Raw genomic sequence first — 20,085 nt, 5'->3', positions numbered from 1 at the left:
CGGCAGTTGAATCATCGTCACACCCTGTACATGAAGATTTAACATTTTTATCACCCATTTGGCGCTTTCCCGCGCCGCGCCTTTGGTCTACGCTTTGCCAGAATTCTGCCCCTCCGGGTTTTACCCGCGCTCATAGCGCCTCGCCCCAGCTACACAGGTCAGGAATGACAGCAGTCGTCGAAGAAAAATCAGTTCTCGAATTCAAGGGCCGCATGTTGATGATGACGGTTCTGCAGCTCAATACCCTGGATGCCGCCCAGCTGCACCAGGAAATCAGCCAGCGTCTGGATGACGCCGCAGAATGGTTACAGCAAGCCCCAGTGGTGATCGATCTTCCTGAAACACTGACACTGGAAACGGCCGACTTGATGCCTGCTGTAGACACCCTGCGCAACCTGGGCGTCAATCTGGTGGCCCTGGCCCGCAACGATCATATCGATGAGGCGACGGCATCCCTGGTAGGACTGGGAACACTGAGCCTGAGCGGAGGACGGGATATCCCCCGTCGCGTGGACGCACCGCGGCAGGAAACCCCGAAGCAAGAAACCACCAAGGCACCCGACAGCAGCGAAACGCTGGTCGTGGAACAGCCGGTCCGCTCCGGCCAACAGGTCTACAGCCGTGGCGATATGATTGTTTTGGCTCCGGTCAGTACCGGTGCAGAACTCATGGCGGAAGGCAACATTCACGTTTACAGCAACCTGCGCGGCCGAGCCATGGCTGGCGTCAGGGGCGATACCAGCGCCCGGATCTTTTGTCAGCAGCTCAACGCCGAGCTGGTGTCGATTGCCGGGCATTATCGGGTGGCAGAAGATCTACCCGATGCACACCGAAATCAGCCTGTGCACCTGTCCCTGCAGGGCGAGGCGATGCATTTTACCGCGCTGAAATAGCGTTCAGGGACTGAGACGGCAAGGAGAAATAGCGTGACAAAGATCGTGGTCGTGACATCCGGCAAGGGTGGCGTCGGCAAAACCACTACCAGTGCAGCACTGGCTACTGGGCTTGCCTTGCGCGGTTTTAAAACCACTGTGATTGATTTTGATGTGGGCCTGCGCAACCTGGATTTGATCATGGGTTGCGAACGCCGGGTCGTGTACGACCTGGTGAACGTGATCAATGGCGATGCCAACATCAAGCAAGCCCTGATCAAGGACAAGAAGGTGGACAATCTGTTCATCCTTCCTGCCTCACAAACCCGCGACAAGGATGCCCTGACCCAGGAAGGCGTGGAAGCGGTCTTCAACGCACTGCGTGATGACCTGCAGATGGACTACATCATCTGTGACAGCCCGGCCGGTATCGAGAAAGGTGCACTGATGGCTGCCTATTTCGCAGATGAGGCCGTGGTAGTGACCAACCCGGAAGTCTCCAGTGTGCGCGATTCTGACCGCATGATCGGCATCCTGGCCAGCAAGACCCGCCACGCCGAACAAGGCAATGGTGATATTCCGGCACGCCTGCTGCTGACTCGCTACTCCGCAGAGCGAGTGGAAAAAGGCGAAATGCTGTCGGTAGAAGATGTTCAGGAAATCCTGGCCATCGAATTGCTGGGCGTGATCCCGGAGTCCCAGGCAGTCTTGAATGCCAGTAACGCCGGTAGCCCGGTGATTCTCGACACCGATTCTGATGCCGGCCAGGCATACAGCGACGCGGTAGCGCGCTTCCTGGGCGACCAGATCCCGCATCGTTTCATCACCGTGAACAAGAAAGGTCTGCTGGGCCGTCTGTTTGGAGGCTAAGGAATGAGCATCTTCAGTTATCTGCTGCCCAAAAAGCAGTCTACAGCCTCTGTTGCCAAGGAAAGGCTGCAAATCATCGTGGCACGGGAACGCTCCACCCGCGGTGGACCTGACTATCTGCCGCAACTGCAGGAAGAGCTGCTGCAGGTGGTGCGCAAATACGTACCGGTTGATCAGGATGCAGTGAACATCCAGCTGGACCGGGAGTCCGGCTGCGAAATTCTGGAATTGAATATCACCCTGCCAGAAGGCGCTCAGTGAGTTGCTGCCAGACTCAGTGAAGTGAAAAAGCGAACCGTATGGTTCGCTTTTTTTATGGCGCATCGCCGGAGAGAGGCTTCCCACGCTGGGCAGTAATCACTGTGGAAGCGACCGTTCCGTCGCGATGGAATTTATCCTCCCCTGATTTTTGACATACTCATTTTTATGCATCCGCATGCCGTTCAGTCTGTTTTTCTGACCACATAGAACTCCCCCGCAAATACACGTATAAAATTCAGGCAGTTTTTTTGCGCCACTGCGGAGACCGGATTATTCTCCTTGTAGACGGTGCTTTACACGCCTCACTCACCGTTACCCGCTGCCAATAGCAGCCCTAAAGATAATAAAAACAGATTATTCTGCGCCGCGTCCGGACAACTCGCCGGGCACGGCAGGAGCTCAGGGAGAAATCTTGGCAAACGGAATTGCTGTGACCAGGATGCTGATGGCGAGCCAGTTGATCGGGCTGGTTCTGCCTTTGCTCGCCTTGGCTCAAGACCCACTGGAACTGCACGACCCCGTCCCCAACATTGAACTCGGCCCCTATATCGAAAGCTGGTGTGACGGTAACGCCACATCCACCCTGGATGATGCGCGCCACCAGCCATATCAGCCTCTTGAGCGTGCCCGAATCAACTTTGGCTACCGTCAGGATGCTTGCTGGTTCCGGGTTCGCCTGGACAATACCGATACGGTGGAACTCCCGCTGTGGGCTCAGGTGGATTATGGGGTCCTCGACAATGTGGATTTCTTCCTGGTAGACCAGAGGGGCGTGCACTCCTGGGCCATGGGCGACACCCTGCCCTTCAATAGCCGCCCTGTTCGTCTTCGCAGCTTTACCCTTCCCTTTACGCTCCCTGCTGAAAGCAGTGTCACTCTGTACCTGAGAGTACACACCATTAGCAGCGCCATGACCGTGCCGTTGAGTCTCAGTGGACGTGATGATTTCATCGAGCAGCAAAGCAGCCATGAATGGCTGATGGGCGGTTTCTACGGCATAGGCATCGGTCTGTTCTTCTATCACTTGGTGCTGTGGTTGGGCGGGAAAGAGCGCAGCAGTCGTTTTTATGTCATGCACGTTGCCTGCTCGACACTCTACATAGCCTGTCTGCAAGGCGTCGCACATCGACTGTGGTTTGCAGACATGGTGCTGCCACAGTCGGCCAATCATCTATTCGGCTATTTGACCCTGCTCTCGGGTCTGCTGTTTGCCCGCGATTTCTTGCGCACCAAACAATGGCGCTGGCTGGACCGATTGCTACTCGGTGCCGTTGCTGTTCATACCATCATCATCGTTGTCATGCTGGTCACGCCGGTCGGCACTATTGCCTCATTGCAGGGGGGCGTCGCCCTGCTGACGCTGGTGCTGCTGATACTGATCGGTGCTTACAGCCTTTATCGGGGACGCGCCGAAGCAAGAATCTTCCTGTTCGGCTGGGGCATGTTTCTTCTCGCTGTCGCGTTACTGTCTCTGGGAGCCTATGGCGTTATCACCCTTCCCGGCATCATGAACATTATCGGTGTACAGCTGGGCCTGGTTCTCCAGCAAGTGCTATTGTCGTTCGGACTGGCCTACCGCTTACGGACCCTGAAGAAGGAAACCCTGCAGCGCCAACAGGAAATCGCTCGCGCCAAGGCCGAGAACGACGCGAAAAGTGATTTTCTCGCCAAAATGAGCCACGAAATTCGCACCCCAATGAATGCGGTGCTCGGGCTCGCCGAGCTCATGCGTGGTACACGTCTGGACGCCACCCAGCGCAACTACGTGGACACGATCCACAGCGCTGGCAACAGCCTGCTGAATGTCATCAACGATATTCTTGATTTCTCCAAAGTCAGTTCCGGAAAGCTTGAACTGGAGGTAAGCAGCTTCAATCTCCATACCCTGCTGGAAGATTGCCTGATGATCTTCCACGCCAACGCGGAGCAAAAGGACATCAGACTGGTCAGCGACTGGCGGGCCAATCTGCCGGAATGGGTAAAAGGGGATCAGACGCGGTTGCGACAGATTCTGCTGAACCTGCTCTCCAATGCGATCAAATTTACCGAGCACGGTACCGTCACATTACGTGCGGAGGCTGGTCGTACCCGAGATCCAGAAGTATTACTGCTGCATTGTCAGGTTGAGGATCAGGGCATAGGGATGAGTAACCAGGAAGTCGGCATGCTGTTCCAATCCTTCCAGCAAGCCGACAGCTCTACCTCCCGCAAGTACGGCGGGACCGGCCTTGGCCTGGCGATTTCCCGGCAACTCGCCGAACTCATGCAAGGCCGCCTGGAGGCCCAAAGTGAACCAGGTAAAGGCTCCACCTTTACCTTAACCATCCCGTTGCAGCGCAGTGCAATGAATCAGGCCCGGCGCGAACCACCAGCAGACCAGGACACGGAATCCCTGCATGTGCTAGTGGTGGAAGACAATGCTGTCAACCAGATGGTGATCGGTGCATTGCTCAAGAAACTGGCCATCAAAACCACACTGACCAGTAGCGGTGCTGAAGCCCTGGCCCTGCTGGAAGACCCTGACAGGCAACCCGACCTGATCCTGATGGATTGTGAAATGCCAAACATGGACGGATACCAGACGACCCGTCTGATCCGGGAGCTTGAACAGCGCGAGAAACGTGACCGGATTCCTATCCTCGCTCTGACCGCCCACGCTTCCACTGAGCATCGTGAACGCTGCTTCGCCAGCGGTATGGATGATCATGTCTCCAAACCCGTGACACTGGATCTTCTCAGACGCAAATTGCGCGAATGGGCATAGACCTCGTCTGTACAACACCGATGTTTACCCGTTGGGTAAAACCTGCCATTCAGGGTCTTCGAACTCCCCCACGACACTCACCGATACCACGCGAGCATGACGTGCGAGAATAGCCCGGACCTTCTCGCTGCGAGCATCATCCTTGGCATCCCGATGCGCCTTGCTTTGCCAGTGGGCAATCGCCAGAACCGTATCCGGATAACCAATTTTCCGGTGCAGATAAGTCCCCTGGGCCCCTGCCGATTCCTGAATGATTCGACTGGCCTCAAGCCATCCCTGAGCATATTCCTCTACGGTAAAGCCTGGCTTCATTGTCACTTCGAAAATGTACTTCATCCAGCCTCCTCGCCCTGACGGTAGAATCTGGCCAGCAGCCGATAAAGATCAGGCCAGTCATGCTGTAATGCTTGCGGCGCCTCAAAGAATGCCTCACTACACACCGCAAAGAATTCACCGGGGCCGGTGAGCGCATAGGCATCCACAGGCATCGGGCGGTGTTGCTGATAATCCTGCTGCAATTCTTCATAAGCCTGACTCAAGGTGTCATGCCACTGCCGCGGGCTCATTCCCTGATGCAAAGGGGGCGCACCATTGGCACCCTGATGGCGCATGTCCAGTTTGTGCGACATCTCATGAATCACCACATTGCTGGCACCACCCGCCTGGGTAACCGCTTCCCAGGACAATATGACCGGCCCCTGGTGCCAGGCCTCTCCTGAAAGCACCGGGCCACGAGCATGTACTACACCATCGCCAGTGCGATGCGGGCGATTCGGGATAAAGGCGCCTTCATAGAGAATCACGGTGTACCAACCGTCATACCAGTTGAGACCGAGATTGAGGATGGGTACACAGGCCATGGTCGCCACTTTCAGGCACATGGCATCGTTGATCACAAAGTCGCCGCCCGGGGCAATGCTTTTACGGGCGAGGAAGCGAAACGACAAATTCATCAGCGCTTCCCGTTGTGCTCCCTGATAGCGCGCCATCACCGGCCAGTCTGAGACCGCAGACTCCCATTGCGCCTGGGTGTAGCCCATCTTTTTTACGCGGCGGGCATCCCGCCAATTACGCCAGCTTTCGAGCATGAGCCTCCTCAGGACCTTGAAAACACCCCGCAATATCAGCAACACAGAGCATGGCGACATTCGCCATTTTTATGGCGCTCAGAGAATCCTGCCACCATGACAGGTCATGCTACCATCCGATCCCCACCCTCATGGAAGCGCCGTTCGTGTCACTCAGCCAAGCAAACAAAGCCGATGCCCTGTTGCTGGTAGTGACATTACTGGCCGCTATCAGCTGGATGTTTTCCCGCGAAGCGGTCCTCGCCATGCCTCCATTGCTATTCATGTCACTGCGTTTTCTGCTCGCTGCCTTCTTTCTGGCGCTGGTAGCATTTCCCCAGCTAGCCCGGTTGAACCGCGAACAGCTTTGGCGATGCGCCCGTGTCGGGCTGGTCTTCGGCATCGCCATGAGTTTCTGGGTATTGGGATTGGCATTTGCCAGCCACGTGGGAGAAGGTGCCTTCCTGACCAGCCTTGGCGTAGTACTGGTGCCCGTGATCGCCCGGCTGTTCTTTGCCGAAGCCGTGCCGGGCAGTACCTGGTTGGCCCTGCCTGTAGCGGTGGCGGGTCTGGCTTTGTTGTCGCTGGAGCAAGGCCTGCATCTGGAAGCCGGCCAGCTGCTGTTCATCATTGCCGCGGCCATCTTTGCTCTCTATTTCAATCTCAATACCCGCGCGGCCAATACACTGGCCATCCGGGGAGCCAATGGTGAAACCGTAGAACAACCCCGCATTCCTGCCCTGGCCCTGACCACTGTCGTCCTCTGCGTAGTCGGCGTGGTGACCGGGACACTCTCGCTATTGTTCGAGGAATGGCAAAGTGCCCTTGTGCAGATGTCTGGCCGGCTGGTTATGTGGATTGTTCTGAGTGCCACGGTAGGCACTGCCCTGCGGTTTCTGGTTCAGACCTATGCCCAAAGTCTGTCACTGCAGAGCCACGGCGTAGTGATCATGGTACTGGAACCCATGTGGACAGCATTGATGGCTGCTGCCTGGTTTGGCGAGAGCATGAGCCTCCTTCAGGTCTGCGGCTGTGGGCTGATTTTCCTCTCCTTGCTGGTTAACCGCTGGAGAGCGGTGCGTAAGCTGATACGGCTCATATAACCGCATTACCCCTCCCCTAAGCTTATTTCATCAGCATCAAACAGCTGGCACCGCTATTGGTGCCAGCCTGTTCACAGTCTCGCCCCCACCCAGGTACCAATATTCAAGAAGGTGTACATGTCAGGCCGAACTGTGTGATCCAGTTCCTTTTCTCTGCATCAACATGGCGCACCATCACACCCATCAAAACCACAATAAAAATGTCGAGCCATGGACGCGAACAGACTGCCAGTGAAAAGCCTGATGATTGCCCTGCTGATCAGCGCAGGCGGATACAGCCACGGGACCACTTGCCAGGAAGGCGACCGAAATTCGGTCACACTGCAAAGTGCTGATCAAAACCTGGTCAGCCTGCTGGATCAGCCCGCTGTAGATCAACAAGCTCCAGTACTGCTGCAGTACAACACCACCACCGAAGGCATCAATAAACCGATCCTTGGCAATTACGCCCGCTTGCGCCTGGCCGCTCTGGCCCTGCAGGACGGCGATACCGCCTTTGCCCGCCAACAGCTGACCCAGATCGAACAGAACAGTCCAGCAGCCGTGGATGCGGCGCTTTTGCTGGCAGAAAGTTATCGCAAGGATGGTGATGGAGAGCGTGCACGCGCCTGGTTTCTGCGCATTGCCGCTCGCTTCCCGGGCAATCCGCGAGCGGTATCCGGCCTGGTGTTGGCCGGTGATGACTGGCGTAAGCAAGGAGCAACGGCCCAGGCACTGCCGGTCTATAACCTGGCACTCACCAAGGCCACCGAGAACATGAAAGCGCTCAACGAGCTGGAGAACAACCCGGATCGCCTGTACCGCGCCCTCACTAACAGCGTGGCGGGGAATAGCACCACCGTTATGGATCAACTGGTACTGGCTCTGGTTCGGGATAGCGACAGTAATGTGCTGGATTCCACCCGCCAGTTGATCGGAGCAAAAAACCAGCTGCGGTGTTTGCAAGCCGCTGAAAAAACACTCGATGCCGCTATCGAGCATGCCTCGGCCCGCGATCTCTCCAATGGCGCCTTCCGCCGTGCTGCTGAGATCGAGAAGAAAGCCACCGAACAGGAAATTGCAGATCTGGAGCGCGTTCTGGCTAACGCCCCGAAGATGGCGGAGTTACAACAGCGGCTGGATGACGCCAGGGAAAGACTTTCACGCCTGGATAGCCGGCTGGCCTCGCTTGGTTCAACCGCGCTACCACCGGAACTACAGCAGCGTAAGCAACAGATGGAAGCGGACAAGATGGCTCTGGACAAGTCTATCCAGGCAGCCAGAGACCAGGTCAGATCCGCACTTCAGGCCGAGCTTCCTGTGCTGAAGCGTTACTACCGTAATCTGGCAGGGGAAGCGCAACTGGGCATCGCCCAGTTGCTGCAAAACAGTGAAGGACGTACTCAATCATCCCTTGTGGGATACAAGTAACGCGCCCACTTTCTCTACATACTTCTGCTTGGCGGCATCCGCATCCATACCCTTTAGCTTTGCCCAGGCATCGTATTTGGCTCGCTTGACCATATCCAGCATGCCGGGGCGCTTACCGCTCACATCCCCTTCGCTGCCCTGCTTGAAGTGCGCATAGAGAAACAACAAGTCGTCGTTGGAGGGTTTGCGATCCAGGGTTTGGACATCCTGTTGTGCCTGTTCGAAACGTGCGGTGTCAGTCATTGTTATTCCTGTCCTGTAGCACAGTGATGGGCAAGCCTGCCCGGTTGCAAGAAATAGTGCGCGGTGTCCCGATGAGAATCAACACCAGGGAGCCTTTGAATCACTCCCTGGGGGATCGTCAGGACGAAACCCGCTCGCGAAAAGGGGCTGACAATAGTTCAGGGTGGCGCGGAACAATGTCGACCAGCATATCCACCATGGTCTGTAAATCGGCCTCCATGTCCCCGGTGGGCATGACACTACCGACCACCCTCACCTGCCGGCGTCGGTAGCAGAACCCCAATACCACGATGGGAATCCCCTGGGCCTCTGCAATCCGGTAGAAACCGGTCTTCCAGCGCTCCGCACCTTTACGAGTCCCTTCCGGGGCAATACCCAGCCAGCACGGCTCCTGTTGCATCGCCTGAGCCGTCTGCTCGACCAAATCCCTGGCGTTGTCGCGATTCACCGGAATCCCTCCCAGCCAGTACATCAACCTGCCCAGCCGGCCCTCAAACAGGGTGTGTTTGCCCATAAATCGAACATAGACCCGCAGCGCCTGAATAGCACTTAGCCCAATCACTCCATCAATGTTTGAAGTATGTGGAGCGACAGCCAACACTGCCCGGTCCACATTGGGCAAGGTGCCCACAATCCGCCACCCCATGAGAGACAGGATCAGGCGACCGAGCCCGGCCAGAAACCAATGGCCCCGGCGTGGCACCGCCGGCGCAATGGTCTGCAGCGTGATGGCGGGAAGTTCCTGTTTCATGCAAATACCGTAAATGTCTGGCGACTCAAGGCGACCGCCTTGCCCTCAGCGTCCCAGATGGTGGCGCTACTTTGCCCGTAGCCATCCTGACACTGCTCTGTTCGAACCTGATATTGCCACAACGTCTCCGGGCTTCGGGTTGCCGGATCGTCAAGCAGCTCCATCGTCCAGGTCAACGAACTGGCTGGTGCAGGGGCCTTGAGCATAGACAACACCGACGGAGGCCAGGTATCAACCAAGGCGATCAAGGCGGCGGTGCCCATGTTGGCCGGGGGGACCCGGAATCCCATATATCCGGAAAAATTGGCCTCTTCACTGCCACAGAACGGAGGCATGCCAGAGGCATAACGCATATCGAAATGCGCAAGAAAATCTGGCGTAAGCCCCTTAACCACTGGCATTGCCTGACTTTGCGCCGCTGCTTTCATCGGTGGAACGACAGGGGCTGCCACATACACTGTAGATTCACGGGCACTACCGAAGCTGGCCAGCATGGCGGCAACGACCTGTCCCTCCTGTCGAGCAGTCACCATGGCTTGCATCACAGACTTTCCTTCCCGAAACACCTCACTGCTCAATGCCACCGGTCCCGGAGCGGCAGGCGCGACAAAAGACAGCGAAAAACTGCGCAAGACACGTCCTGCCGCAACCGACTTTTCCAGGTGATCGTACAGCACAGCGCCCACTAGCCCGCCAAACAGGGCTCTGCCCTGCCCCCAGCCTTCCGGCAATACGCCATTCCCTTTGCCATCAACTGAGGCAAGGACTTCATCAAATGTCATATCTCTGTCCATCCGCTTTCTTTGCGGGGATTAATAGCATTGCGCTTGGCAAGGTGAAACCCGCAATCAGGACAAACCCACCGCCATCTGCGACGTAACGTCAGATCAGGGTGATTTTGCCATGCGCAACTCCCCGCTAAACGGTAGCATAGGCGCCAATTTTCCCGTTTCGCCAGTTGGAGAAAAGAATGACCTGGTTGAAATCTCGCCGCTTGCAGTACCTTTTGGCCATTACCGCCCTGTTTTTCGGGCTGATGGTGATACTGCGTGCAGGTTTTTATTTCGGCTTTTCCGAAGTCCCCAACACTCCCGATGTGGATCAAGGGGCGGTACTCAGTGCTCTCGGGGTTGGGCTACGCTTTGACCTGCGCCTGGCGCTACTGATGATGCTCCCCCTGGCGGCACTTGCCTACCTGCCGCGTTTCAACCTGTTGACCAGCGGCCTGATGCGCTTTCTGGCGCACGCTTACCAGCTGGTTGCGCTGACTCTGCTGGGGCTGACTTATATCTTTGACTTCGGCCACTACGCTTACCTCGGCGAACGGCTGAATGTGACGGCGTTACGTTTCCTGCAAGACACCAGGGATTCCACCTTGATGGTGTGGGAAAGCTATCCAGTGATCTGGATCTTGTTGGGGTTGATCCTCAGCGTGGCACTCTGCCTTTGGCTGGCACGCGTTGCTGAGCGCAAGCTGCTGCAACGTAGCGCGGCAGGCATCAGTGGCGTACAAGCGACAGTGGGGTTCCTGGTCTGTTTTGCACTGTTCTTCTTCGCCATTCTGGGCCGGGTGACCAACATCAACCTGGCCAACCCCATCCCAATGCGCTGGAGCGAGGCCTTTATTTCCGGCGACAGAGCCATTGGTGCGCTGGGGCTTAACCCGGTTCTGTACTTCCGCGATACGCTGCTGATTCCCGTCTCGCCTTACAACAAGGAAGTCGTAACCGACTACTACCCGCTGATGGCAGAGCATCTGGGCATTCCTGAAACACAGCGCGGCAACCTCAATTATGTCCGCACGGTGGAGATTCAGGAACACAAACTGGATACGACACGCCCACCCAATGTGGTCTTTGTGATGCTCGAATCACTCGGTGCCAGCCGTGTCAGCAGCTACGGTTTACCCATTGAGAGCACCCCGAATCTGGATGCCCTGGGTCGCGAAGGCTGGCGCTTCGAAAACTTCTATGTGCCTGTTACCGGGACCGCAAAAACTATCTGGGCAACCTTTACCGGTATCCCCGATGTCGCTCCCACCGAAAGTGCCAGCCGCAATCCCCTGACCAGTCACCAACGTATGGTCTTGAATGAGTTCAAGGATTACAAGAAGTTCTATTTCATTGGTGGCAACGCGGGCTGGGCTAATCTGGATGGTCTGGTTCAGCAAAGTATTGATGGTCTGGAGCTGCATCAGGAAGGCGATTGGCAATCCCCGAATGTGGACGTCTGGGGGATTTCCGATCTGGATCTGTTCCGGGAGTCCAATCAGATTCTCAATGACCTGCCCAATGACCAGCCGTTCTTTGCCTTTATCCAGACGGCAGGAAACCATCGCCCCTTCACTATTCCAGAGAATAACGGTGACTTCCAGGCTCGTACCGACCTGTCGGATGAGCAACTGGCTGAGTATGGTTTCCGCAGTGCCGCCCAGTTCAATGCGGTACGGCTGCTGGATTACAACGTGGGCGAATACATGAAATGGGCGCGGGAAAGTGACTATTTCGATAACACGATTTTTGTGTTCTTCGGCGATCATAACAATCGCATTACCACGATCCCCCACATGGCACCGGCCATGGAGCAGCTGGGCCTGGAAAGCAACCATGTGCCCCACATCCTCTATGCGCCTCGCTACCTGCAACCCCGAGTGATCGACCAAGCGGTAGGGCTCATTGATGTGATGCCGACGGTGGCAGGTCTTGTGGGACTGAACTATCGCAACACGACTCTTGGAAGGGACTTCCAGATTCCTGCCCCGGAAGGAGATCGCGCCAGTTTCGTGGTCCTGCTGGAAGGCCCTAACCCTGTCTACGGCATGGTGACGAAAGATTTTCTGGTACGCATGGATGACGATGGCAGCAACGCCACCCTCCATGATCTGCACAGTGATACACCCAAAGAGAATGTGGCGTCACAACATCCCGAAGTCTTCGAACGACTCTTCAATCTGGCCCGCGGCGAGTATGAAACCGCACGCTATATGATGTACGACAACGTGGATGATTGAGGCGACGCCACGCTCAACACGCTTCATGCAACAGGCAAACCGGAACCTCGTCGATGGGCGAGGCTCCGGTGCTGGCGAGAAAACCGTTTCGGGTTTCGAGAAACGAGTTTCGAAAATCAAAAACTGAAACCCAGCCCTCTAAGCAAGGTTTTTTCCTTTCGCAACTCGAAACTCGCGTCTCGAAACGCTATTGCTTACCCTGGCTCGATTCGCTTGCAGGGATACTCTGAGAGCGCCTACAGACGCGCAAGGCTTTCGCTTGTCGGATGAAGCCTGTTGCGGACGGCGTCTGTTATTCCCACTCCACGTCCGGCAATTGAGCAAAGGCCTCTCTCAACCCTTGGGACCAGGCTTCACCCAAGGCGCGAAAGTTGCTGTCTTCGTTGGTCACATCGTGGTGGTTGGACAGGTCAAAACTACCTGATTTGTAGATCAGCACATCCAGAGGCAGCCCCACCGACAAATTGGAACGGATCGTCGAATCCAGACTGATCAAGGCACATTTCGCCGCATCCTTGAGCGGCAGCTGATAATCCACCACCCTGTCAAGAATGGGCTTTCCGTATTTGATTTCACCAATCTGAAAGTAAGGGGTATCCGGCGTACTCTCTATGAAGTTGCCTTCCGGGTAGATTTGAAACAGACGATGGCGCTCGCCATGGAGCTGGCCGCCAACAATAAAGCTGCTGCCAAAATCCACATTGCCCTGACTTTGTCCCGCGTCTCGACGTATCACTTCACGGCAAGTACTGCCAACGATAGTCGCCACCTCATACATGGACCGGGCCCCGAACAGATTGGGCTGATCGCTATTAAGACGCATGTTGAGCAGACTGATCACGCTCTGCGTCGTTGCCAGGTTACCCGCGCTGAGGATGACGATAGAACGCTCGCCATCAATCATGAACTTGTGCAATTTACGAAAGGTCGCAATCTGATCCACCCCCGCATTGGTGCGAGAGTCCGCAGCAAATACCAATCCCTTTTCCAGGGACATGGCCACGCAATAAGTCATGCTTGTTCGCTCCGATCAAGTTCCCAGCCAGTCACTGCATGCGTTCTGATGCGGCCTGGTTGACCAGTGCCACTGCCTCCAGAGACTCGACTCCACCGCCGAAGCGTACACCACGGACCGGACAGGCATCCATATAATCCATGCCAACGGCCAGTTTGAGATGATGACGGGGCTGACAGGTCTGATTGGTCACGTCGAAGGTTTTCCAGCTGTCCCCCTGCCAGACTTCTGCCCAGGCGTGGCTGGCCACATGCTCAGAGTCCTTGCTGTACAAATAGCCACTCACGTAGCGAGCAGGCATGCCCAGTGCCCTGCAGCAAGCCAGGAACACATGGGTATGGTCCTGGCAAACCCCTTTACCCAGTTTCCAGGCCTCCCGCGCATTACTGGCCACGCTGGTCACGCCCGGCGTGAACGGCATGCCCTCAAGAATGGATTCACTCAACCGCTCAAGCCGCAGGCATTCTTCTTGTCCATCATGGCGATGCGCCAGCTCAAGCAGCGATTCATTGCACTCGGTTAAAAAGGTGGGCCGGGTAAACACCAAAGGAGACAGGCGATGATCGCAGTCCTCACCATCCTCATCGGTAATTTCCACCACCCCTTTTACCGTCAGCGCGATCTGTTGATGTGGCTTGTCCAGCGTCAATACATGAAGAATGTTGTTATACCCATCGGAGCCTTCATCAGCATGCTCGGGAAGATCCAGCTGCCAACTCAATACCCTTTGCCTGGCAGAGGGCCTGGGCGTGAGACGAAGATACTGCGTGCTGTGCTTTACCCGTTCTGAATAACGGTATTCCGTACTGTGTTGGATAGACAGTTTCATACCAGCTCCAGATATTCACTTTGAATGGTATCCGCCAGCTCATTGACCCGGCGCAGGAAGTCGGTCAAATAATCGTGCAGCCCGATATCGACGATATGATTCATGTCCCCGTACTGCAGCCTGGCAAGCTGTACCGCTGCCAGCCGCTTTGATTCGAGACCGGCGTTTCCTTCAATAGAAGGCAGTAATTCACACAGCATTTGCAGGCAGGAAAGCAGTGAGCGAGGCACTTCAGGACGCAGAATCAGCAACTCCGCTACCCGCTCAGCATTAATGGTTTCACTGAACATTTCGCGGAAGGCTTCATAAGCGCCTACCGAGCGCAACAACGCATGCCAACGGTAATAATCCAGCGTGGTGTTGGATTCCTGCTGCCCTTCCCGATGTTTTACATCGAGAATTCGTGCGGTGTTATCCGCCCGTTCAATGAAGGTGCCCAATCGCAGAAAGCGAAAAGTATCACTGCGCATCAAGGTGCCATAGGTAGCCCCGCGGAACAGATGCGAGCGGTTCTTGACCCATTCAAAGAACGCAGTTTCACCATAGGCCTGCAATCCCATCTGCCGAATGTCTTTCAGCTCCAGCCAGGTGCTGTTCACGCTTTCCCACATTTCCGCGGTGATCTTGCCGCGAACCGCATGGGCGCTGGCTCTGGCCTGGCGGAGGCAGGAATAAATACTGGCGGGACTATCCGCATCAAGCGTGAAGAAGAACAACACGTTCTGAATGGTGACTTTCCCATACCGTGAACCGTAGTGATCCCCTGTCCCGGTGATCGCTAACGGCGCGGCGATTTCCGCCTGAGTATCTACCGCAAAACGAATCAGCGAGAGATTCCAGACCACATCCAGCATCCGCGCCGTATTCTCTGCACGCTCAAAGTAGCGGGATAGCCAATAAAGGTCGGAAGCAGTGCGACTCAGCATCAGGTCTCCTCCCCGCCTTCCAGTACCCAGGTATCCTTAGTGCCGCCCCCCTGAGAAGAATTCACCACCAACGAGCCCGACTTCATGGCCACCCGCGTCAGCCCACCGGGCACCACCCGTGTCTCATTGCCGCTGAGAACAAAGGGGCGCAAATCAATGTGACGCGGCGCAATCCCTTCTTCCACAAAGATCGGACAGGTCGACAGGGACAACGTCGGTTGAGCAATATAGTTTTCCGGGTCAGCCAATAGCCGGTCACGGAACAACTCCACCTCCGCCTGGCTGGCTGCAGGACCTACCAGCATCCCGTAGCCACCCGCGCCATGGACTTCCTTGACCACCAACTCGGGCAACCTCTCTAACACTTCTTTCAGATCATCCGGCTTGCGGCACTGCCAGGTAGGCACATTGTTCAGGATCGGCTCTTCATCCAGATAGAAACGAATCATGTCCGGCACATAAGGATAAATAGACTTGTCATCCCCCACCCCGGTGCCCACCGCATTTGCCAGCACCACATTGCCCTGCCGGTATACAGAGAGCAGGCCGGGGACTCCCAGCATGGAATCGGAACGAAACGCGAGCGGGTCAAGAAAATCATCATCGATTCGCCGATAAATAACATCCACCCGCTGTGGCCCTGCGGTGGTGCGCATATAGACAAAGCCGTCTTTGACAAAAAGATCCGCGCCCTCCACCAACTCAATCCCCATTTGCTGAGCTAGAAAGGCATGTTCAAAATAAGCGCTGTTGAACTGTCCAGGGGTCAGTAGCACCACTGTCGGATGACTATACGAGGCACTCTGTTGCAGTGTTTCCAAAAGAAGAGTCGGATAGTGTTCGACCGGCGCCACCGTCTGCTCCGCAAATAATTCCGGAAACAACCGCATCATCATGCGCCGGTTTTCAATCATGTAACTCACGCCGGAGGGCGTGCGTAAATTGTCCTCCAGCACATACCAGTCCCCTTCTCCATCACGGATCAGGTCCACGCCACTAATGTGCGAGTACACCTGGTTGTGCAGGTCCACGTCCTGCATACAAGGTTGGTACTGGCTGTTACCAAAGATCTGTTCGGCAGGTATCCGACCATCACGGATGATGTTCTGGTCGTGATAGATATCATGAAGAAAAAGGTTCAGGGCGTTAACGCGCTGGATAGCGCCGCGTTCAAGCAGATCCCATTCGCTGGCGGGAATCACTCGTGGCAAGGTATCGAAAGGAATCAGCCGTTCAGTGCCGCTATCCTCGCCATACACATTGAATGTAATGCCCACCCTGTGAAACTGAAGCTCCGCTTCCTTGCGTTTGCGTTGCAGCAAGCCGCGATCCTGTCGCAGCAACCAATCGTGATAACTCGTGTAGTGAGGCCGTGCCCCACCGCCCGGCGCTATCATCTCATCGAAACCGGACACCGCCGGCAACTTTAATGACCGCATGGCGTATTCCTTGGTCCTGAAGCACACTACAGGCGTGCCCCTTCAGCACTTCTCCTTAAGCACCACAGCAAGTCCTGTGCCAGAATGGGCATACCTTAAGAGCGCTTTTTGAGGGACTTAGCGGGGGAAAGATCCAAAACAGGGCACAGCAAAGCCCATGGTGCAAATAGCGCCCAATTTCGGGCGGACCGAAGGAGGCGTTGCTGCCGCTGTTAAGCGGCCGAGGACGCGTTTTGCTGTTACGCAGCTGCTTTTGAGGCAGGCAGTTGCTCAGCGACTTCCCTGGCCGAGCCCTGCTCTTAACTCACGGAATAGATACCGGTGACGCTTACCGGTGCCTGCCCATCACCGCACCAGCAAGCTTTACCACCCACGCTCCAGGCAACAACCGGGTAAGGCCTGTCATTAGCTGGTATATCGCGCCTGGCACGACCACGGGCTTTCCCTTGGCCAGAGCTTGCAGTCCGGCGCGAGCCACAGGGCCTACCGGCATCATGGCTTTTTCAAGGGTCGGATCCATCTGCCCGCGGGCCTTGGCGGAAAACTCTGTGCGGGTGCCACCGGGACTCAAGGTAGTCACCGTAATGCCTGAAGGTTTCAGTTCCTCATGCAGCGCCCTGCCCAATGTTTGCACAAAGGCTTTGCTTGCCGCATACACGGCCATCCCGGGAATCGGAAACCAGGCGGAAACGGAACTCACGTTGAGAATCCAGCCCTCGCCTCGCACCGCCATGGGTGCGGCGAAAAGACGGGTCAACGCCAGCAGGGCACGGTCATTCACATCCACCATGCCCAGTTGTTCATCCGGCGTCATTTCCAGCATCGGCTTCTGAAAACCAAAGCCGGCATTATTGATCAAGATATCTACCTGCCTTCCCAGAGCGGCTACCTGATCGAAAATCCTGACGGGGGCTTGCAGCTCAGCAAGATCCACAGTGATCACATCCACCGTCACGGCAGACAATTCCGATTTCAAGGCCAGCATTCGCTCCGTGCGTCGTGCGACTAGAATCAGATGGCAGCCCTGCTCTGCCAACTGACGGGCCATTTCCTCGCCAATGCCACTGGAGGCGCCGGTAATAAGGGCGGTTTTTCCTGAAAACATGCATCCTCCATTTTTCTGTGGGAACGCGGCCCTGAAGCGGTGAGCGTAGCGAATAACGTGTCTGCACGCGATCCGGGCACTGGCGAGGAGAAAAAATTTCGAGTTGCGAGGAGCCAGTTTCGACAATCAAACACGACGGGAGGCCATTCTTTTGCGACCTGCCGAGCCCGGAAAAGTCTGATCGCCCTGCGGTCGATTCCGTGCTTCGCACGGTTCGTCCCTCAAGTGGAACTCCTACAGCAGCTTCGTAGAAATCCCGGCATATGGGGGAACCTTTCTGCCTTTCTTAATTAATCCAATCAGCATAGCTCGTAGCTAAAAACAAAAAACCCGGCACAAGGCCGGGTTTTTTGTTGAGGCAGATAGCGCGCTGTTTTTACAGCTTGCCGTCCAGCTCCGGTACTGCGTCGAACAGGTCGGCAACCAGACCGTAATCCGCCACCTGGAAGATCGGGGCTTCTTCGTCCTTGTTGATTGCAACGATGACCTTGGAGTCTTTCATGCCGGCCAAATGCTGGATGGCACCGGAGATGCCCACAGCAACGTACAGGTTCGGGGCAACGATCTTGCCAGTCTGACCCACCTGCATGTCGTTCGGTACGAAGCCTGCATCAACGGCAGCACGGGATGCACCCACGCCAGCGCCCAGCTTGTCAGCCAGCTTGTACAGGATTTCGAAGTTCTCGCCGTTACCCATGCCACGACCACCGGAGATCACGATCTCGGCAGAAGTCAGCTCAGGACGGTCAGACTTGGCCAGCTCTTCACCAACGAAGGAAGAAGTGCCAGCGTTCTTGGCAACGTCCAGAGCTTCAACGGCAGCAGAGCCACCTTCAGCGGCAACGCCATCGAAAGAAGTACCACGCACGGTGATCACTTTCTTGGCATCGGAGCTCTTCACGGTAGCAATAGCGTTACCGGCGTAGATCGGACGCTTGAAGGTATCCGCGTCGATCACTTCAGAGATCTCGGAAACCTGAGCCACGTCCAGCAGAGCTGCAGTGCGCGGAGCAAAGTTCTTGCCAGTAGTGGTGGCAGCAGCCAGAACGTGGGTGTAATCGGCAGCGACTTCAGCAACCAGATCACCTACGTTCTCAGCCAGCTGATGCTCGTAGGCATCGTTGTCTGCGCACAGTACTTTGGAAACGCCATCAATCTTGGCAGCTTCTTCAGCAACAGCGCCACAGCCTTTACCGGCAACCAGTACGGTGATGTCGCCACCAATAGCCTTGGCAGCAGCAACGACGCTCAGGGTGACCTTGTTGAGCGCGGCGTTATCGTGTTCGGCGTAAACTAGTACACTCATCAGATCACCTTCGCTTCGTTCTTCAGTTTCTCAACCAGCTCGTCTACGGAGCCAACGATGATGCCAGCCTGACGCTCAGCCGGTGCTTCAACGCTAACGGTGGTCACACGCGGAGTCAGGTCAACGCCCAGATCAGCAGCGGTCTTGGTGTCCAGCGGCTTCTTCTTGGCTTTCATGATGTTCGGCAGAGACGCGTAGCGCGGCTCGTTCAGACGCAGGTCAGTGGTCACCACGGCCGGCAGGGTCAGCTCAACAGTCTGCAGACCACCGTCGATTTCACGGGTCACTTTCACTTTGCCATCAGCAACATTCACTTCGGAAGCGAAGGTACCTTGCGGCATGCCAGTCAGAGCAGCCAGCATCTGGCCGGTCTGGTTGTTATCGCCGTCGATAGCCTGCTTGCCCAGAATAACCAGCTCAGGCTTCTCTTCATCAACGATAGCTTTCAGCGCCTTGGCAATGCCCAGCGGCTGAACGTCTTCGTCAGTTTCTACCAGGATGGAGCGGTCAGCGCCCAGAGCCATGGCAGTACGCAGCTGTTCCTGAGCGGTCTTGGGACCGATGGAAACGGCAACGATTTCGGTAACCACACCCTTTTCTTTCAGGCGCACCGCTTCTTCTACAGCGATTTCACAAAAGGGATTCATGGCCATTTTAACATTGGCGAGATCAACACCAGTGTTGTCAGCCTTCACGCGAACCTTGACGTTGTAATCAACGACCCGCTTGATGGGTACAAGAACCTTCATAGGATCCTCGGAATGTTCCATTGGGTGACTTGTAGAAGGAGGCGACATGACGCCGTTGCCGGGTCCACCCCCGCGAAAGAGCCGCTATCTTGAACGCTCGGCCACAGCAGGTCAATAGGCCGAAAATCTGTAAGCAGATGATTTTGCTGCAAATAGGTCAGGTGGAAATGGGTTTATTTGTGACTTCCCGGTCGGCCATATTGTTGAAAATCAAGCATCTAGCAAGAGATAATCCAAACACTTGTTTGAAAACGGCTCTGATCAGGGCGCCGCTGCGCAACAGCTGCTTCCTTATACAGGTACCCATCCTGACACTCCGTCAGGGCAACAGGGTCAATCAGAGACTCCCAGGCAGTGGTGCGGAT

19 protein-coding genes are annotated in these 20,085 nt (G+C 55.9%); 7 read left to right on the top strand and 12 right to left on the bottom strand.

Translation table 11 applies throughout. From position 1 onward, the window contains the following. The first annotated feature begins 164 nt into the window (after nucleotides 1-164). The 4 genes from minC (at nucleotide 165) to Y5S_RS04240 (ending at nucleotide 4,767) form a co-directional block, all read left to right on the top strand. Nucleotides 165-893 carry a septum site-determining protein MinC gene (gene minC, locus Y5S_RS04255; RefSeq protein ID WP_035230799.1) on the top strand — a complete coding sequence of 243 codons (729 nt, stop codon included), beginning with the start codon at nucleotides 165-167 and terminating at the stop codon, nucleotides 891-893. A 33-nt stretch (nucleotides 894-926) separates the two neighbouring features. After that, a complete protein-coding gene (gene minD, locus Y5S_RS04250) occupies nucleotides 927-1,742 on the top strand; it encodes a septum site-determining protein MinD (protein ID WP_035230797.1) in 816 nt (271 codons plus the stop codon). Between the two features lie 3 nt (nucleotides 1,743-1,745). After that, the gene (gene minE / locus Y5S_RS04245; RefSeq protein ID WP_035230795.1) at nucleotides 1,746-2,003 is read left to right on the top strand and encodes a cell division topological specificity factor MinE; all 258 of its coding nucleotides are present in this window, start codon (nucleotides 1,746-1,748) and stop codon (nucleotides 2,001-2,003) included. Nucleotides 2,004-2,415: 412 nt separating this feature from the next. Continuing rightward, on the top strand, nucleotides 2,416-4,767 hold the full coding sequence (locus Y5S_RS04240) for a hybrid sensor histidine kinase/response regulator (RefSeq protein WP_156107572.1): 2,352 nt from the start codon (nucleotides 2,416-2,418) through the stop codon (nucleotides 4,765-4,767). Between the two features lie 24 nt (nucleotides 4,768-4,791). On the opposite strand, the gene Y5S_RS04235 is transcribed toward Y5S_RS04240, so the two are convergent. Together Y5S_RS04235 and Y5S_RS04230 are read right to left on the bottom strand one after the other, a co-directional pair. Beyond that, the gene (locus Y5S_RS04235) at nucleotides 4,792-5,103 is read right to left on the bottom strand and encodes an antibiotic biosynthesis monooxygenase family protein (protein ID WP_035230790.1); all 312 of its coding nucleotides are present in this window, start codon (nucleotides 5,101-5,103) and stop codon (nucleotides 4,792-4,794) included. After that, the gene (locus Y5S_RS04230) at nucleotides 5,100-5,855 is read right to left on the bottom strand and encodes a M90 family metallopeptidase (protein WP_035230787.1); all 756 of its coding nucleotides are present in this window, start codon (nucleotides 5,853-5,855) and stop codon (nucleotides 5,100-5,102) included. Before Y5S_RS04230 ends, Y5S_RS04235 begins: the two co-directional genes overlap by 4 nt. A 146-nt stretch (nucleotides 5,856-6,001) precedes the next feature. On the opposite strand from Y5S_RS04230, the gene Y5S_RS04225 reads away from it, so the two are divergent. After that, on the top strand, nucleotides 6,002-6,937 hold the full coding sequence (locus tag Y5S_RS04225; RefSeq protein ID WP_197055104.1) for a DMT family transporter: 936 nt from the start codon (nucleotides 6,002-6,004) through the stop codon (nucleotides 6,935-6,937). Nucleotides 6,938-7,147: 210 nt separating this feature from the next. Next, nucleotides 7,148-8,347, top strand: coding sequence for a tetratricopeptide repeat protein (locus tag Y5S_RS04220; RefSeq protein ID WP_231552624.1), 1,200 nt, complete (start codon nucleotides 7,148-7,150; stop codon nucleotides 8,345-8,347). Here the strand turns inward: Y5S_RS04220 and Y5S_RS04215 are convergent. From Y5S_RS04215 to Y5S_RS04205, 3 genes are all read right to left on the bottom strand, one after another. Continuing rightward, nucleotides 8,324-8,590, bottom strand: coding sequence for an acyl-CoA-binding protein (locus Y5S_RS04215; protein WP_035230783.1), 267 nt, complete (start codon nucleotides 8,588-8,590; stop codon nucleotides 8,324-8,326). The genes Y5S_RS04220 and Y5S_RS04215 overlap by 24 nt on opposite strands. A gap of 118 nt (nucleotides 8,591-8,708) precedes the next feature. Beyond that, complete coding sequence (locus Y5S_RS04210) at nucleotides 8,709-9,341, bottom strand: 1-acyl-sn-glycerol-3-phosphate acyltransferase (RefSeq protein ID WP_035230779.1); 633 nt, start codon at nucleotides 9,339-9,341, stop codon at nucleotides 8,709-8,711. Beyond that, nucleotides 9,338-10,123 carry an acyl-CoA thioesterase gene (locus Y5S_RS04205; protein WP_035230777.1) on the bottom strand — a complete coding sequence of 262 codons (786 nt, stop codon included), beginning with the start codon at nucleotides 10,121-10,123 and terminating at the stop codon, nucleotides 9,338-9,340. The genes Y5S_RS04210 and Y5S_RS04205 overlap by 4 nt, the downstream gene beginning before the upstream one ends. 188 nt (nucleotides 10,124-10,311) lie before the next feature. Between Y5S_RS04205 and Y5S_RS04200 the strand changes: the two genes are divergently transcribed. Beyond that, nucleotides 10,312-12,351, top strand: a complete 2,040-nt coding sequence (locus Y5S_RS04200) for an LTA synthase family protein (RefSeq protein ID WP_035230775.1) — start codon at nucleotides 10,312-10,314, stop codon at nucleotides 12,349-12,351. A 292-nt stretch (nucleotides 12,352-12,643) separates the two neighbouring features. On the opposite strand, the gene Y5S_RS04195 is transcribed toward Y5S_RS04200, so the two are convergent. The 7 genes from Y5S_RS04195 to Y5S_RS04165 form a co-directional block, all read right to left on the bottom strand. Continuing rightward, nucleotides 12,644-13,366, bottom strand: a complete 723-nt coding sequence (locus Y5S_RS04195; RefSeq protein WP_035230773.1) for a proteasome-type protease — start codon at nucleotides 13,364-13,366, stop codon at nucleotides 12,644-12,646. A 31-nt stretch (nucleotides 13,367-13,397) separates the two neighbouring features. After that, entirely contained in the window at nucleotides 13,398-14,195 is a 798-nt protein-coding gene (locus Y5S_RS04190; protein ID WP_035230772.1) for a transglutaminase family protein, read from the bottom strand. Continuing rightward, on the bottom strand, nucleotides 14,192-15,121 hold the full coding sequence (locus Y5S_RS04185) for an alpha-E domain-containing protein (RefSeq protein ID WP_035230770.1): 930 nt from the start codon (nucleotides 15,119-15,121) through the stop codon (nucleotides 14,192-14,194). The genes Y5S_RS04190 and Y5S_RS04185 overlap by 4 nt, the downstream gene beginning before the upstream one ends. Continuing rightward, a complete protein-coding gene (locus Y5S_RS04180; protein WP_035230768.1) occupies nucleotides 15,121-16,560 on the bottom strand; it encodes a circularly permuted type 2 ATP-grasp protein in 1,440 nt (479 codons plus the stop codon). Before Y5S_RS04180 ends, Y5S_RS04185 begins: the two co-directional genes overlap by 1 nt. 328 nt (nucleotides 16,561-16,888) lie before the next feature. Further along, nucleotides 16,889-17,665 (bottom strand): SDR family NAD(P)-dependent oxidoreductase, encoded by a 777-nt coding sequence (locus Y5S_RS04175; RefSeq protein WP_035230766.1) that lies wholly within the window; start codon nucleotides 17,663-17,665, stop codon nucleotides 16,889-16,891. Nucleotides 17,666-18,041: 376 nt separating this feature from the next. Beyond that, complete coding sequence (locus Y5S_RS04170) at nucleotides 18,042-18,971, bottom strand: electron transfer flavoprotein subunit alpha/FixB family protein (RefSeq protein ID WP_035230764.1); 930 nt, start codon at nucleotides 18,969-18,971, stop codon at nucleotides 18,042-18,044. Continuing rightward, nucleotides 18,971-19,720, bottom strand: a complete 750-nt coding sequence (locus Y5S_RS04165) for an electron transfer flavoprotein subunit beta/FixA family protein (RefSeq protein WP_035230762.1) — start codon at nucleotides 19,718-19,720, stop codon at nucleotides 18,971-18,973. The genes Y5S_RS04170 and Y5S_RS04165 overlap by 1 nt, the downstream gene beginning before the upstream one ends. Nucleotides 19,721-20,085: the final 365 nt, after the last annotated feature.

It is taken from the genome of Alcanivorax nanhaiticus, from assembly GCF_000756665.1.
GTDB lineage: Bacteria > Pseudomonadota > Gammaproteobacteria > Pseudomonadales > Alcanivoracaceae > Alcanivorax > Alcanivorax nanhaiticus.
The sequence above is the reverse complement of the archived record's forward strand: the minus strand, read 5'-3'. Positions and strand labels throughout refer to the sequence as shown.